The sequence below is a fragment of the Flavobacterium sp. LMO8 genome, assembly GCF_009495755.1.
Classification (GTDB): domain Bacteria; phylum Bacteroidota; class Bacteroidia; order Flavobacteriales; family Flavobacteriaceae; genus Flavobacterium.
Window position 1 is genome coordinate 70,267 of record NZ_WIBJ01000015.1, and the last position, 14,745, is coordinate 85,011.

The following is a 14,745-nucleotide window of genomic DNA, read 5'->3' on the forward strand; positions in this document are numbered from 1 at the left end:
ATTATCTGATAATCATGACTTTTTTCACAGTAGAATCGGTTCCGTCTTGACTTGCTACAAAAATCATATAAACTCCGGATGCTACTTTGTTTTTTCCGAAAACTTTAGTGTCCCATTCAATAGTTCCTCCTGATGAAGTAGTTTCGTAAACTAAATTTCCTTCTATATCGGTTATTTTAATATTGGCTTTATCGGTTAATCCACTAATTTTAACTGTTCCTAAAAATTCAGGTCGCACTGGGTTTGGATAGACATAAACATCTGATAAACTATCACTTGGCTTAGTTGAAGTTCCTAAGAAGGAAACCATTCCTTTATCGGTAGCAAAAAAAACTTCTCCAGAGGCTCCGTCAATTTCAATATCGTTGATATTATCACTTGGCAGTGGTGAGTTATTTTTCGTAAATCGATAAATAGTTTGTTGACCATCTTGAGAAACTAAGAAAACACCACCGTCTGCAATAGAAACCCACTTTCTATTGGCTCCATCAACAGCGATATCTAAAATGGTTTGTTGGTAAAACAATTCTTGAGCCAAATCCCCTTCTTGAATTATGATGGAATTAGTAGTAAGCTCATCAGATGAAATAAATTGATCAACTGAAATTGTTCTCAAACCAGCGAATGTTCCAATCCACAATTGATTTCTATTATCAACTGCTACACATCGCACATCGTTATCTGGTAAATTACCATTTGTTGAATTTATTACGATGAATTTATTATTGTAGTTCTCGTTAAACGCAATTAATCCATCATTAATAGATGGCACCCATTTAGTTCTATTTTTATCTATCGCCATTGGTCCATATCTCCCTGTTGCAACTGTTGGCGCAATACCTGCTAAACTATAGGATTGCCATTGCCCATTTGAGCGCAAAACTTTTATTGCTTTATCAACAAAAGCATTGGTTACCCATAAATTTGCATCTTTATCAAAAGCAGGACTATTAATTCGTATATCAACATAACTTGGGCTACCTGGCACAACTAGAGATTCTAAACCATTTGGACCCGTATTCGTATTGTTAAAAAGTTCAATGTTATCGCCTTCTATTTTAAGTAATCCTGAAAAATAAGAAGTTGCAAAAACTTGATTTTGATTATTTGGATTGATTACAATATCACAGATGGATTTAGCTTGAAACAAATCATCGTAAGGAATTAATTCCCACCCATTGTCATTTGAATATTTACTAATTCCAAATTCATCCAAGGCATACGGATTATATTGACGTGTATAATCGCCATATACTGCCCATAAATAATTTGGTGCTTTTTTTACTCTAAAAATGTAATTTCTGACTGGTCCATTAGGTGACATAGCCAGAAAAATCGTTGGATTAGCTAAAGTTGTTGAAAAGAGACCATCTTTTTCTGTACCAATATAAACAATCCCACTTACCACTGTTGCTGCCTTAAAAATAGCGTTATAATCTGGAATTTGGGTAATATCTACTAAAACCGTGTAGGATTGATTTAAAACAAAAATATGGTTTTGCGTAGTTACAATTAATTCTGTCCCGTTAGTTTTAATTTTAAGTCCGGCTTGATTTTGATTTAAAACTTGTTGAAATGATGTCCCATTGTGTCGATAGGTTCTTGAATCCGTACCCATGGCAACTAATTCATTATTAAAAGTCACAATTCCAACCCAAAAACCAGCATCAAATGTTTGCCATTGGTTAAAATCATATAAATTAGGATTACTTAAATCGCCTTTTCTAATTCCAAAACTACGAGTTACAGCATAAATTTGATTATTTAAGACTGTAGTTTGTAATACTTCTGTTTCTTCTCCAGCAGTACCGATAAAATAAGTAATAATAAATTCAGAAGTTGCTACATCCATTACAGAAATTCCATAGTCAGTAGCAATATATAATTTTCCTTCGTGTTCAAAAAAATCATTAATTTTCTTTTTATTAGGAGGCACCGGGACTTCGTTTATAATATCAACTTTTGTAGAAACAGAGCCATCTGAATTAATAATTAACAACAACCCATTTGTATTACCTGCAAAAGTTTTATTAGCAGCTTGTGAATGATGAATTGTTGTTATTGATTCTGGTTTTAATCCGTTGATAGAATTAAATATATTTAAATCAGTTGAGGCAATTGCTTTAGAAAAAACTGCATTTTGAGTTGCCGCATAAACCGCATCAGTTGCTGATTCCACATCAACAATTTCATTATAAGAAAAGTAACCCTTCCACAACTGATTGTTTTGTTGTGCAAAAACGAATTGAGAAATAAATAAAATAAAAATTACCTTTTTCATTACAAGTATTTAATACAAATATACTACAAACGTATTAATTTTAATTTTGATATATTTTAAAAAGAAAAAAGCTCTTTTAGTTTCCTAAAAGAGCTTTTCATATTGTATAGTATTATTTCTTAAACTACTCCTTGAGCTAACATAGCGTCAGCTACTTTAACGAAACCAGCAATGTTGGCTCCTTTAACATAGTTTACATAACCATCTTCTTCTGTTCCGTATTTTTTACACTGACCGTGAATACCTGTCATGATGTCTTTTAAACGTGCATCTACTTCTTCACTAGTCCAATTTAAACGTATAGAGTTCTGTGTCATTTCTAAACCAGATGCGGCTACTCCACCTGCATTAGCGGCTTTTCCAGGAGCAAATAATACTTTTGCGTCTAAGAATTGTTTAATAGCTTCTAATGTACAAGGCATGTTGGCTGCTTCTGTTACACACAAAACACCATTTGCAATTAATTTTTTAGCATCCTCTTCATTTAATTCATTTTGAGTAGCACAAGGGATTGCAATATCCACTTTTGCTTCCCATGGGCTTTTTCCTTTGTGGAAAACTGCATTTGGGAATTTTTCAGCATAAGCTTCTGCTCTGTTGTCTCCACTTGCTCTCATTTCTAACATGAACTCGATTTTTTCACCTGAAATTCCGTCTGCATCATATATGTAACCATCAGGACCAGAGATAGTAACCAATTTACCCCCTAATTCATTTACTTTTAAAGCCACGCCCCAAGCCACGTTTCCAAAACCTGAAATAGCAACTGTTTTTCCAGAGATTGATTGTCCTATAGTACTTAACATTTGTTGAGTAAAGTAAACAACTCCATAACCTGTTGCTTCTGGACGAATTAATGAACCTCCATAAGCCAACCCTTTTCCAGTTAAAACTCCAGTAAATTCGTTTCTAATTCTCTTATATTGACCGAACATATATCCAATTTCTCTAGCTCCAACACCAATATCTCCGGCAGGAACATCTAAATCAGGACCAATATGACGACATAATTCTGTCATAAAAGATTGACAAAAACGCATAATTTCAGCATCTGATTTCCCTTGTGGATCAAAATCAGAACCTCCTTTTCCACCACCCATTGGAAGTGTGGTTAAACTATTCTTAAATACCTGCTCAAAAGCTAAAAACTTAAGCACAGATAAATTTACGGTTGGATGAAAACGAATCCCACCTTTATAAGGACCAATAGCCGAGTTCATTTGAATACGAAATCCTCTATTTACTTGAATTTCTCCTTTATCATCTACCCATGGTACTCTAAAAATAACTGAACGTTCAGGTTCTGCCATTCTTAATAGCACATTCTTTCCATCATACTTTTTGTTATTTGCAATAAAAGGCATTACTGTTTCAGCAAATTCTCTAACTGCTTGTAAAAATTCTGGTTCGCTTGGATTTTTGGCTTCAACAAGAGCCATAAAATCATTGATTTTTTGTTCCATTATAGTATAAAACTTTTAGCTAAACTAATTCGTTAAATAAATATTTTTTTTCTTAAATTATTAATATGGTAAATTTAAGTCGACAAATATACATTTTAAAAAATTACTTGGTAAAAAATTAAGTAAAATTTATGTAAAACGGAATCTTAGTATGTAATTCATAAAAAAAAGTTAAGGTTTTATCAAAGAAAAACATTTTTTTTTTTTGCAATGAAGTTAGTTTTTATATATTTGTCCGATAATGGAAAAATTTTAGTAATGACTAAAAAAATTAAATACCTACTGATTTTGCTTTTAGGAGCAAATTTTTCAATAAATGCACAATTTGGGTTCTCACATGAGGTGGGTGCTTTTGTTGGAGGAGTCGCATTTCAATCTGATTTCGGTGTAAGACATGACTTCAAAACTAATGCTGGAAACACTGGATTTGGCGTTGGATTGGTTCATTATATGAATTTTGCATATCGTGCAGAGTGTAATTGTTATACTCCGGAAACCTATTTTAATGATCACTTTAAAGTACGTTCTGAGTTATCTTACAATAGCACTAAATTAGAACATTTTGGTGAATTTGCTGAAAAACAAACTCTTGCTGGTGCTCAACTTAGAGCAATGAAAGGGGAGGCTAAAGTAACAGATATTGGTATGCAATTGGAATATTTTCCGCTTAGTATTAGAGAATTTACCGCAACTAATGGCGCTTTTGCACCATTCTTAGGTTTAGGAGCACACTATTCATTTTTCCAAAACAATACCTATTCAACACTACCGGGTGGACTAGGAAATCCAAATAATGTATATCCTAGATATTTACCAGATGGTTATATGTCTGGAACAGGAAGTACCTGGTCAGTAGTTTCTTCTGTAGGTACTCGTTATAAACTTACTGAACTTTCGGATTTATTCTTCGAATTAAGATGGCAATATTACTTTTCTGACTGGGTTGATGGTTTAAATAAAAACCCAGACCTTTGGAAAGAAAATAAAGCTAACGATTGGAACTTATGGTTTCACTTCGGATACATTTATTATTTAGATTAATCAAAATTACAACATAAAAAAATCCCAATTCGAGTGAATTGGGATTTTTTATTTTTAGTTATTTCTATTATTTAAAAGCCTGTTCTAAATCAGCTAATAAATCTTCGATATCTTCAATTCCTACACTCAAACGGACTAAATCATCTGAAATACCCACTTCATTTCTTTTATCTTCAGGAATAGAAGCGTGCGTCATTAAAGCTGGATGATTTGCTAAAGATTCAACTCCACCTAAAGATTCTGCTAAAGTGAATACTTTTAAATTTTCTAAGAATTTAATCGCATCTTCTTTTTTACCCGATTTGAAAGTAAACGTTACCATTCCTCCAAAACCACTCATTTGCTTTTTAGCAATTTCATGAAATGGATGAGAAGCCAATCCTGGATAATATACTCTTTCCACTAATGGATGATTATCTAAATATGCCGCTACTTTTTCACCGTTTTCGCAATGACGTTGTACGCGTAAATGCAAAGTTTTGATTCCTCTTAAAACCAAGAAAGAATCCATTGGTCCTAATGTAGCTCCTGTTGCAAATTGTTTGAAATGTAATTCTTCCCCTAATGCTTTATCTTTAATAATTAAAGCACCTGCAATAACATCAGAATGACCTCCTAAATATTTGGTTGCCGAATGCATTACAATATCAGCACCCAAATCTAATGGTTTTTGCAAATAAGGAGTTGCGAAAGTATTATCAACTGCAAATAAAATATTATGCTTTTTAGTAATTTGTGCAATAGCAGCAATATCCGCTAATTTCATTAAAGGATTTGTTGGTGTTTCCACCCAAACCAATTTCGTATTTTCATTGATTAACGATTGGAATTTCTCCAAATCATTCATATCTACAAAATGAAATTTGATACCACTATCTTTATATAATCTTGTAAATAATCTGTAAGTTCCACCGTATAAATCGTCCATAGCGATGATTTCGTCACCTGCTTTAAACATTCTTAACAAACAATCTGTTGCTGCTAATCCAGAAGAAAAAGCCAAACCTCTTGCTCCGTTTTCGATACTTGCTAAAGCGTCTTCTAACGCAGTTCTTGTTGGGTTTGCTGCTCTACTATATTCGTAATCGCCAATTGGTTTTCCTGGACTTGATTGTACATAAGTCGAAGTTTGAAATACCGGAGGTATTACTGCTCCTGTTACTTTTTCATGATGTTGTCCACCATGTATCGTTTTTGTATTGAATTTCATATGTGAATTTTAATTTTTTTAAAGGTCATATGGTATCTCCTTAATCTTAATTGGTGTTTGTTTACAACAAACTTGTTGTTCGTGGAGATTTCATTTGTATTAATTTTTTACAAAGGTAATAAGATTAAAGGAATTTTTTGATTTGTAACATAATTCCCAAATGAATGCCTTCATGATAATTGTTAAATTCCATCGCTTCTTTTAAAGTTTCCAAATGAAATCCTGTTTTCGTTTGATAGGGATGAAATTCTTTAAAAATTCCGGCTTCAAAATCAGCTTTCGTTTTTTCAACCATTTCGGATAGTAATTTCTTGATTTCATCTACTTCTGCTTGAGTAGTTTTTCCATCTGGGCGTGAACCGTTTTGGTATTTCTCAAAAAGTGAATCTGGAATATGCATTGTCAAACCCGATAACGCATAAACCAATTTCTGTTGGGAAACAATAACGTGACCAATGTTCCAAATCAAATTATTACTCATTCCTGCTGGAATTGTATTCAATTGCTCTAAGGAATAGTTGTCTAAAAAATTTTGATATAAACCTCGACTGGTTTGCCAAATTCTAAAAGTTGCTTCCATTACTTAATTTTTTATAAAATTACTGATTTTTAGAATTCAAAAGGCTGTATTTTTGCATCAGAAATTGAAAAACAATAAAATGAACAAAATATACTATTTGGCTTCGTGTGATACGTGCCGAAAAATCATCAAATCATTACCAAATTCAAATAAATTAACGTTTTTTGATATTCGCCAAAATCCAATTTCGGAAAGTGATTTGGAAGAAATGTACCAACTTTCAGGAAGTTACGAAGCGCTGTTTAGTAAAAAAGCACAATTATATAAATCGTTAGGTTTAAAAGATAAAAATCTAACCGAAGCCGATTACAAAAAATATCTTTTAGAACATTACACATTTTTGAGTCGCCCAGTTGTCCTTTTCAATAATGAAATTTTTATCGGGAACACACAACCCAATGTTCTTAAATTAACGAAAGCTCTTCAAAGTGTCTAAAAGAAGTTGGGCGTTATTTGCCGCCACCTTAGTTTCCATCATTTATGGCGTAACCTTTACGATTGCCAAAGACGTAATGCCAAAATATGTTGACGCATTCGGATTTATTGTGATGCGTGTTGGTGGTTCGGTTTTGCTATTTTGGTTGATTTCATTTTTTGGACCCAAAGAAAAAATTGCAAAAGAAGATTTTCCTAGAATTATTGCTGCAGCGTTCTTCGGAGTAGCTTTTAATATGTTGACTTTTTTCAAAGGTTTGAGTTACACATCACCTATTATGGGAGCCGTTTTGATGGTAACAACTCCAATGATTGTCCTCGTTTTATCAGCATTCATTATGAAAGAACGCATGGAAAATCGAAAAGTATTGGGAATCATTTTAGGCTTAGCTGGTACCATAACGTTAATTCTCTACGGAAAATCATTGGTTAATGCGACAAATGCGAGTTTAGGAAATTTATTGGTTTTTGTAAATGCCGTTTCTTACGGATTTTACCTCATCATCGTAAAGAAATTAATGGATAAATACAACGCCTTTACATTCGTAAAATGGATATATACTTTTGGTTTCTTGATGGTCTTACCTTTTGGTTGGGGCGAATTTCAAGCGGTAGATTTTGCTAATTTACCAACGGATATTATCTGGAAAATTGGTTTTGTAGTGGTGTTTTCAACTTTCTTAACCTATTTGCTAAATTTAGTTTCCATGCGCGAACTAAAACCAACAACCGTAGCCGTTTTCATCTATTTACAACCACTTTTTGCGACTATTTTCGCCGTAAGTTTAGGAAAAGACGATTTGAGTTTAGTAAAATTAATTTCAGCGGTGTTGATATTTGTCGGAGTTTATCTGGTTACCCAAAAAAAATCTACTTCCTAATTAGAATTTCAAAACTGAACACTAAAAACTGAACACTGAACACTTTTTCTTATCTTTGAAGACATTTTTATAACGTATGATACACTCCATGACGGGTTTTGGGAAAGCTTCTTTGCAATTACCAACCAAAAAAATTACCGTAGAAATCAAATCGCTAAACAGTAAAGGTTTAGACTTAAATACTCGTATGCCATCCGTTTTTCGTGAAATGGAATTGGGCTTACGCAATCAAATTTCGCAACGTTTAGAGCGTGGAAAAGTTGATTTTTCACTTTATGTAGAAGTAACTGGCGAAGAAACGACTTCAAAAATCAATGTGCCAATTATAAAAGGGTATATCAACCAAATGAAAGCCGTTATTCCAACTGCAGATGAAACGGAATTAATGAAAATGGCTGTTCGTATGCCCGATGCTTTAAAAACAGAGCGCGACGAAATCGATGAAAACGAATGGAAACAAATCCAAACCGTGATTGATGAAGCGTTGGATAACATCGCTAATTTCAGAAAAGATGAAGGTGCTTCGTTGGAAAAAGAATTCCAATTGCGCATTGCCAACATCAATAATTTAATGAACGAAGCTGTTTCTTACGATGCTGAACGCGTTGAAACAGTGAAAACTCGTTTACGTACTGCTTTAGATGAATTAAAAGTAAATGTTGATGAAAATCGTTTTGAACAAGAATTGATTTTTTATCTAGAAAAATACGATATTACCGAAGAAAAAGTGCGATTGGGTAACCATTTGAACTATTTCTTAGAAACTTTAAATGGAACGGAAGCCAACGGAAGAAAATTAGGTTTCATCACACAAGAAATGGGAAGAGAAATCAACACCATGGGTTCGAAATCGAATCATACCGAAATGCAAAAATTGGTAGTGATGATGAAAGATGAATTGGAAAAGATTAAGGAGCAAGTTTTGAATGTTCTTTAATTTTAGTGAAAAGTGACAAGTGAATAGTAAAAAGCCAAAAAATGAGTAGTATAAGTTCATGTAAAGATTTATTAATTTGGAAAAAAGGTATAGTTATAGTGGTAAAAGTTTATCAATTAACTAAAGCATTTCCATCGGAAGAATTATACGCTCTAACAAGTCAAATTAAAAGAGCTTCCATTTCAATTCCTTCTAACATAGCAGAAGGTTATGGAAGAAATACCGACAAATCTTTTAGCCATTTTATTGATATTTCAAGAGGTTCTTTATGTGAATTAGAAACTCAATTAATCATAGCAAAAGAATTAGGATTTGTTGTTGATTTTGAATTATATAATGAAATTTTAGAACTTATTATTGAAGAATCTAAAATGATAAATGCTTTTTCTAAATCACTTAAATAAGCTTTTCACTTATCACTAATTACTTATCACTTGAAAATAACAACACAATGAACAACGGAAAATTATTAGTATTCTCTGCGCCATCAGGTTCTGGAAAAACCACTATAGTAAGACATTTATTAGCCCAACCCGATTTGAATTTAGAATTTTCGATTTCGTGTACAACGCGTGAACCACGTGGTGAAGAAGTACATGGAAAAGATTATTATTTTATTTCTTGGGACGAATTCAAAAAGCATATTAAAGCGGAAGATTTCGTGGAATGGGAAGAAGTATATACCGATAATTTCTACGGCACTTTGAAAGCCGAAGTAGAACGAATTTGGGCTTTAGGAAAGCACGTAATTTTTGATATTGATGTTGCGGGCGGATTGCGTATTAAAAGCAAATTTCCGAATGAAACTTTAGCTGTTTTTGTAAAACCACCAAGTGTCGACGAATTAAAACGTCGCCTAAAACAACGTTCTACAGAAAGCGAAGACAAAATCAACATGCGTATTGCAAAAGCATCGGTAGAATTAGCAACAGCTCCACAGTTTGACACCATCATCAAAAATTATGATTTAGATGTGGCAAAAGAAGACGCATACAAATTGGTAAAGGATTTTATTAGTAAATAAAAAGTATAACACAAAGTCTCACTAAGTTTTGCACCAAGTAGTACAAAAAACTTCGTGAAACTCTGTGTAAAACTTCGTGAAACTCTGTGTAACAAAAATGAAAATAGGTCTGTATTTCGGAACGTTTAATCCCATTCACATTGGGCATTTAATTATTGCTAATCACATGGCAGAGCATTCTGATTTGGATCAAATTTGGATGGTGGTTACGCCTCACAATCCGCACAAGCAGAAAAGTACGTTGTTAGATGATTACCATCGTTTACACATGGTGCATTTAGCAACGGAAGATTACCCAAAAATCCAACCTTCGGATATTGAATTCAAATTACCGCAACCGAATTATACCGTAAATACCTTAGTGCATTTACAAGAAAAGTTTCCAAAACACGAATTTTCTTTGATTATGGGCGAAGACAATTTGAACTCGCTTCACAAATGGAAAAACTACGAAGTTATTTTGCAAAACCATAATATTTATGTCTATCCACGACTAAATTCTGGTGAAATTGACGAGCAATTTGTGAATCATGCAAAAATTCATCGAGTGGGCGCGCCTGTAATAGAATTATCCTCAACTTTCATCCGAGAAAGCATTAAAAAGGGTAAAAATGTGGTTCCGATGTTACCGAATAAAGTTTGGGAATATATGGAGCATAATATGTTTTATAAGAAGTAATGAATTTTAAAGCTAAAATTTATATCAAAGATAAATCTTTACCATTTTATAAAAGATGGGATAATTCTGAACAACTACAATTGATTTCAATATCATTTGCATTAATACTTTTACTTATTTTATCAAACGCAGAAAATAATATTGAAAACACATTTGAAAGCATTCTAAAAAATATTATTTATGTCTGTTTGGGATTATTTCTAATCTCAGTTATTATGAGATTTGGTGAATATGAAAAATTAAATGGAAAACTCGAAGGAGAAATTTCTTTTCAAAAAGATGGAATAAAAATCAATCATCAACTCTTTGAATATAATCAAATCAATGATTTCAAAATAGAATTTTCAGATAAATATGGCAGCAAAACTGGAAAATCAAATGGCGCCTTTTTATCACAAGGTTTAAAAAATAGTATTTCTTTTTACCATAATGGTAAATTAATTATAACATATTTTCAATTGTATTCATCTGAACAACTCGAAGCAATTAAAAAAGATCTGTTTTTTATAATTACTAATGAACTTATCATTTTCAAAAAACAATATCTAAATCTTGTAGACAAGAAATATAAAAACACGACTGATTATTTGTTTTTTATAGAAAAAATGAAAAAAGAAAGCAAACTATCTTAACATTCCTTTACCATTCGTTTCCAATCGCATTGTGTAACTTTGTCAAGATGCTGAACTAAATTCAGCAAGACAACTATTATGCTAAACTTCGAATTATACAATCCTGTAAACTATGTCTTTGGAAAAGGACAAATTGAAAAACTAACTGATTTAGTTCCTTCAAATACTAAAATTCTTATCGCTTATGGTGGTGGAAGTATCTTTAAAAATAGCGTTTACGACCAAGTAAAAGCAGCTTTACCCAATCACGATGTTGTGGAATTTGGTGGCATCGAACCAAATCCTCGTTTTGAAACTTTAATGAAAGCGGTTGAAATTATTCGTGCTGAAAAAATTGGTTTTATCTTAGCTGTTGGTGGCGGAAGCGTGATTGATGGTGTGAAATTTATTTCTGCTGCCGTTAATTTTGAAGGCGATGCAGCGGATATTTTGAAAAAACGTATTTTATTCAAAGATGTTTCTAAAGTAATTCCTTTTGGAACAGTTTTAACCTTACCTGCTACAGGTTCTGAGATGAATTCAGGTGCTGTGGTTACAATTGAAGCTACGCAAGAGAAATTAACTTTAGGCGGAAGCGCTTTGTTTCCAGTATTCTCCATTGTAGATCCAACAGTCATAACTTCGTTACCAAAAAGACAATTGCAAAACGGAGTTGTGGATGCGTTCACGCACGTAATGGAACAATATTTGACCTATACACACGATGCTTTGCTACAAGACCGAATTTCAGAAAGTATTTTACAAACGTTAATTGAAATTGGTCCAGATGTAGTGGAAAATCCGAGCGATTATAAATTGGCTTCCAACTTTGTTTGGAGTGCAACAATGGCATTGAATGGCTTGATTCAAAAAGGTGTTCCATCAGATTGGGCAACGCATATGATTGGTCACGAATTAACCGCTTTATACGAAATTGACCATGCGAGAACATTGGCAATCATTGGTCCAAATTTATATCGTGTCATGTTCGACACAAAAAAAGAAAAACTAGCACAATACGGCCAACGTGTTTGGAACATTCAAGGCAATTCAACTGAAGAAATTGCAGAAAAAGCGATTGAAAAAACAGTTAAATTCTTCCATAAAATGGGCATGAAAACCAAATTATCGGAAAACACAGAAAATTTCGAAAAAACGGCTGATTTCATCGCCAATCGATTTGAAGAAAGAGGTTGGAAAGTGTTAGGAGAAAAACAAAATATCACCATCGAAAAGGTAAAAGCAATCGTAGAAATGAGTTACTAAGAATAAACACATATTTTTTGCTTTTCAAAGCGAAGCTTCTTGTTAAAGCTTACCAAACTTTGCGTGAAACTCTGAGAACTTTGCGTTAAAATTAATCATATTTTTTGGCAATGATTCTTAAAAATTTGTGTGACTATGTGTTTAAAACCCGTTTCACGCAAACGTTTTTTGTAAATCCTTTTAAAATGATTATTTTTGATTTTCTAAATAGAAACACATAATGGAAAAGAAGCCGAAATTTGCAGTCATTGGAGGAGGAAGTTGGGCAACTGCAATTGCAAAAATGCTTTGTGAAAATCAAGACGAAATCGCTTGGTATATGCGAAGTACTTATGCTATTGAGCATTTGAAACATCAAAAACACAACCCAAATTATTTAAGTTCGGTTGCGTTTGACACCAATAAATTAAAACTTACAAACGATATCAACGAAGCCGTTGCTTATGCTGATTATGTGATTTTTGTGGTTCCTTCTGCTTTTTTAAGCAAAGAATTAGAAAGTTTAACCGAAAGTTTAGAAGGAAAAATCATTTTCTCTGCGATTAAAGGAATTGTTCCAGAATCGAGCTTAATTGTTGGTGAACATTTTCATACCAAATACGATATTCCGTTTGAAAATATTGGCGTAATTACAGGGCCTTGTCACGCGGAAGAAGTTGCTATGGAACGTTTGTCGTATCTTACAATTGCATGTAGCGATAGAAAAAAAGCCAAATATGTGGCTAAAAATCTAAGCTCACACTATATCAAAGCAAAAACTACGGATGATATCATCGGAACCGAATATGCAGCTGTTTTAAAAAATATTTATGCTATTGCAGCAGGAATTGCGCATGGGTTAGGCTATGGTGATAACTTCCAAGCGGTTTTAATGAGTAATGGAATTCGCGAAATGAAGAAATTCATTCGAAAAGTGCACAAAATGAAGCGAAATATTAATAATTCGGCTTATTTAGGCGATTTATTAGTAACTGGATATTCGGTTTTTTCTAGAAATAGAATGTTTGGAAACATGATTGGAAAAGGCTATACCGTAAAATCGGCTCAAATGGAAATGAGTATGATTGCAGAAGGATATTATGCAGTAAAAAGTGCTTATAAATTAAACCAAGAATATGGTGCCGATACACCAATTATTGATGCTGTTTATAAAATATTATACGAAAATAAAGACGCTAAAACTGTTTTTAAAGCTTTAACAGATAAATTAAATTAAATTACCTTTTTAGGTTGCTTAAAAATGTAAACAATTGCTTTTTATTTGTTTACATTTTTTTTATAACTAATTCATTTTACTCGTCACATTATTAGAATATTAGGATAAAACAATGGACAACTTAATAAATCACCCAGGAATTATTGCTGCTTTTACTATCGTAATTTTAGCAATGCTAATTCTTGATTTAGGGGTTTTAAATAAAAAAAGTCATGTGGTTTCTAATCGTGAGGCGACTATTTGGTCCATAATTTGGATTTCACTTTCCATGGGATTCAGTGGAATTATTTATCACTACATGGGAGCCGAGAAATTCATGCAATTTCAAGGCGCTTATTGGATTGAAAAGGCGCTTTCTGTTGATAATTTATTTGTTTTTATATTGGTTTTTGGCTATTTCAATGTGGCTAAAGAAGCCCAACACAAAGTATTGTTTTGGGGTGTAATTGGTGCTTTGGTATTTAGAGCCATTTTTATTTTTACAGGTGTTTGGTTGCTAAATTACACCTATTTACCTGAAATGGAGCTTTTTGGACAAGTCGTTAAAATCAACTATTTGTTATTTATTTTCGGAATTATTCTAATTGTTGCCGGAATAAAATCGGGTTTTAGCAGTGAAGAAGATGACGGAAATACAGATTTTAGCAAAAGTGCGGGTTCCAAATTAGTACACCGCTTTTTTAAAGTAAGTCCGAATTTTGATGGTGATAAATTTTTCACCATTCAGAACGGAATTAAAATGGCAACGCCTTTGTTTGTTGTTGTAGCAATTGTAGAACTTACCGATTTATTATTTGCGGTAGACAGTATTCCGGCCATTTTTGCAATCGCACCAGATGATCCATTTATTTTATACACCTCTAATATTTTTGCTATTTTAGGATTGCGTTCGTTGTATTTCTTGTTGGCGAACTTTATGTACATGTTCAGCAAATTGAAATACGGATTGGCTTTTATATTGGCTTTTATAGGAATAAAAATGATTGTAGCGCCTTTTTATCATATTGAAACATCATTTTCTTTAATGGTGGTAGGTTGTGCGCTTTTATTGTCTGTAATCGCTTCTTTGTTATTTCCTGATAAGGATTAATTTTATTTAGAAAGAATTAATTTCTGTCAAT

At 32.8% G+C, this 14,745-nt stretch carries 15 protein-coding genes; 11 read left to right on the forward strand and 4 right to left on the reverse strand.

What is annotated here, in order from left to right; genetic code table 11:
• Position 1: 1 nt before the first annotated feature.
• Positions 2-2,281 (reverse strand): two-component regulator propeller domain-containing protein, encoded by a 2,280-nt coding sequence (locus GFJ94_RS02230; RefSeq protein ID WP_153199966.1) that lies wholly within the window; start codon positions 2,279-2,281, stop codon positions 2-4.
• 119 nt (positions 2,282-2,400) lie between these two features.
• The gene (gdhA, locus tag GFJ94_RS02235) at positions 2,401-3,744 is read right to left on the reverse strand and encodes an NADP-specific glutamate dehydrogenase (protein WP_153199967.1); all 1,344 of its coding nucleotides are present in this window, start codon (positions 3,742-3,744) and stop codon (positions 2,401-2,403) included.
• A gap of 258 nt (positions 3,745-4,002) precedes the next feature.
• Between gdhA and GFJ94_RS02240 the strand changes: the two genes are divergently transcribed.
• Entirely contained in the window at positions 4,003-4,785 is a 783-nt protein-coding gene (locus GFJ94_RS02240; protein WP_153199968.1) for a glutamate dehydrogenase, read from the forward strand.
• Positions 4,786-4,852: 67 nt separating this feature from the next.
• Here the strand turns inward: GFJ94_RS02240 and GFJ94_RS02245 are convergent, their stop codons facing one another.
• Positions 4,853-5,995, reverse strand: a complete 1,143-nt coding sequence (locus GFJ94_RS02245; protein WP_153199969.1) for a cystathionine gamma-synthase — start codon at positions 5,993-5,995, stop codon at positions 4,853-4,855.
• A 124-nt stretch (positions 5,996-6,119) separates the two neighbouring features.
• Complete coding sequence (locus GFJ94_RS02250; protein ID WP_153199970.1) at positions 6,120-6,575, reverse strand: DinB family protein; 456 nt, start codon at positions 6,573-6,575, stop codon at positions 6,120-6,122.
• A gap of 79 nt (positions 6,576-6,654) precedes the next feature.
• Between GFJ94_RS02250 and GFJ94_RS02255 the strand changes: the two genes are divergently transcribed.
• The 10 genes from GFJ94_RS02255 to GFJ94_RS02300 all read left to right on the forward strand — a co-directional run bounded on the left by GFJ94_RS02255 (position 6,655) and on the right by GFJ94_RS02300 (position 14,714).
• Complete coding sequence (locus tag GFJ94_RS02255) at positions 6,655-7,011, forward strand: arsenate reductase family protein (protein WP_153199971.1); 357 nt, start codon at positions 6,655-6,657, stop codon at positions 7,009-7,011.
• Positions 7,004-7,891: an EamA family transporter gene (locus GFJ94_RS02260; protein ID WP_162523776.1), complete on the forward strand. Its 888-nt coding sequence runs from the start codon at positions 7,004-7,006 to the stop codon at positions 7,889-7,891. The genes GFJ94_RS02255 and GFJ94_RS02260 overlap by 8 nt, the downstream gene beginning before the upstream one ends.
• A gap of 76 nt (positions 7,892-7,967) precedes the next feature.
• The gene (locus GFJ94_RS02265) at positions 7,968-8,828 is read left to right on the forward strand and encodes a YicC/YloC family endoribonuclease (protein ID WP_153199972.1); all 861 of its coding nucleotides are present in this window, start codon (positions 7,968-7,970) and stop codon (positions 8,826-8,828) included.
• A gap of 41 nt (positions 8,829-8,869) precedes the next feature.
• Positions 8,870-9,232 carry a four helix bundle protein gene (locus GFJ94_RS02270; protein WP_153199973.1) on the forward strand — a complete coding sequence of 121 codons (363 nt, stop codon included), beginning with the start codon at positions 8,870-8,872 and terminating at the stop codon, positions 9,230-9,232.
• A 47-nt stretch (positions 9,233-9,279) separates the two neighbouring features.
• Positions 9,280-9,852 (forward strand): guanylate kinase, encoded by a 573-nt coding sequence (gmk, locus tag GFJ94_RS02275; protein ID WP_153199974.1) that lies wholly within the window; start codon positions 9,280-9,282, stop codon positions 9,850-9,852.
• A 97-nt stretch (positions 9,853-9,949) separates the two neighbouring features.
• Complete coding sequence (gene nadD, locus GFJ94_RS02280) at positions 9,950-10,531, forward strand: nicotinate (nicotinamide) nucleotide adenylyltransferase (protein ID WP_153199975.1); 582 nt, start codon at positions 9,950-9,952, stop codon at positions 10,529-10,531.
• Positions 10,531-11,163, forward strand: coding sequence for a hypothetical protein (locus GFJ94_RS02285; RefSeq protein ID WP_153199976.1), 633 nt, complete (start codon positions 10,531-10,533; stop codon positions 11,161-11,163). Before nadD ends, GFJ94_RS02285 begins: the two co-directional genes overlap by 1 nt.
• 78 nt (positions 11,164-11,241) lie before the next feature.
• On the forward strand, positions 11,242-12,408 hold the full coding sequence (locus tag GFJ94_RS02290) for an iron-containing alcohol dehydrogenase (RefSeq protein ID WP_153199977.1): 1,167 nt from the start codon (positions 11,242-11,244) through the stop codon (positions 12,406-12,408).
• A gap of 220 nt (positions 12,409-12,628) precedes the next feature.
• The gene (locus tag GFJ94_RS02295) at positions 12,629-13,624 is read left to right on the forward strand and encodes an NAD(P)H-dependent glycerol-3-phosphate dehydrogenase (protein ID WP_153199978.1); all 996 of its coding nucleotides are present in this window, start codon (positions 12,629-12,631) and stop codon (positions 13,622-13,624) included.
• Positions 13,625-13,736: 112 nt separating this feature from the next.
• Positions 13,737-14,714: a TerC family protein gene (locus GFJ94_RS02300; protein ID WP_153199979.1), complete on the forward strand. Its 978-nt coding sequence runs from the start codon at positions 13,737-13,739 to the stop codon at positions 14,712-14,714.
• The last annotated feature ends 31 nt before the right edge of the window (positions 14,715-14,745 follow it).

What these genes read in the sequence shown, in the direction of transcription:
- GFJ94_RS02230 (WP_153199966.1), bottom strand. Translation starts at nt 2,281, where the DNA reads ATGAAAAAGGTAATTTTTATTTTATTTATTTCTCAATTCGTTTTTGCA.
- gmk (WP_153199974.1), top strand. Translation starts at nt 9,280, where the DNA reads ATGAACAACGGAAAATTATTAGTATTCTCTGCGCCATCAGGTTCTGGA.
- GFJ94_RS02290 (WP_153199977.1), top strand. Translation starts at nt 11,242, where the DNA reads ATGCTAAACTTCGAATTATACAATCCTGTAAACTATGTCTTTGGAAAA.
- gdhA (WP_153199967.1), bottom strand. Translation starts at nt 3,744, where the DNA reads ATGGAACAAAAAATCAATGATTTTATGGCTCTTGTTGAAGCCAAAAAT.
- GFJ94_RS02245 (WP_153199969.1), bottom strand. Translation starts at nt 5,995, where the DNA reads ATGAAATTCAATACAAAAACGATACATGGTGGACAACATCATGAAAAA.
- GFJ94_RS02250 (WP_153199970.1), bottom strand. Translation starts at nt 6,575, where the DNA reads ATGGAAGCAACTTTTAGAATTTGGCAAACCAGTCGAGGTTTATATCAA.
- GFJ94_RS02240 (WP_153199968.1), top strand. Translation starts at nt 4,003, where the DNA reads ATGACTAAAAAAATTAAATACCTACTGATTTTGCTTTTAGGAGCAAAT.
- GFJ94_RS02295 (WP_153199978.1), top strand. Translation starts at nt 12,629, where the DNA reads ATGGAAAAGAAGCCGAAATTTGCAGTCATTGGAGGAGGAAGTTGGGCA.
- GFJ94_RS02270 (WP_153199973.1), top strand. Translation starts at nt 8,870, where the DNA reads ATGAGTAGTATAAGTTCATGTAAAGATTTATTAATTTGGAAAAAAGGT.
- GFJ94_RS02285 (WP_153199976.1), top strand. Translation starts at nt 10,531, where the DNA reads ATGAATTTTAAAGCTAAAATTTATATCAAAGATAAATCTTTACCATTT.
- GFJ94_RS02265 (WP_153199972.1), top strand. Translation starts at nt 7,968, where the DNA reads ATGATACACTCCATGACGGGTTTTGGGAAAGCTTCTTTGCAATTACCA.
- GFJ94_RS02255 (WP_153199971.1), top strand. Translation starts at nt 6,655, where the DNA reads ATGAACAAAATATACTATTTGGCTTCGTGTGATACGTGCCGAAAAATC.
- GFJ94_RS02300 (WP_153199979.1), top strand. Translation starts at nt 13,737, where the DNA reads ATGGACAACTTAATAAATCACCCAGGAATTATTGCTGCTTTTACTATC.
- nadD (WP_153199975.1), top strand. Translation starts at nt 9,950, where the DNA reads ATGAAAATAGGTCTGTATTTCGGAACGTTTAATCCCATTCACATTGGG.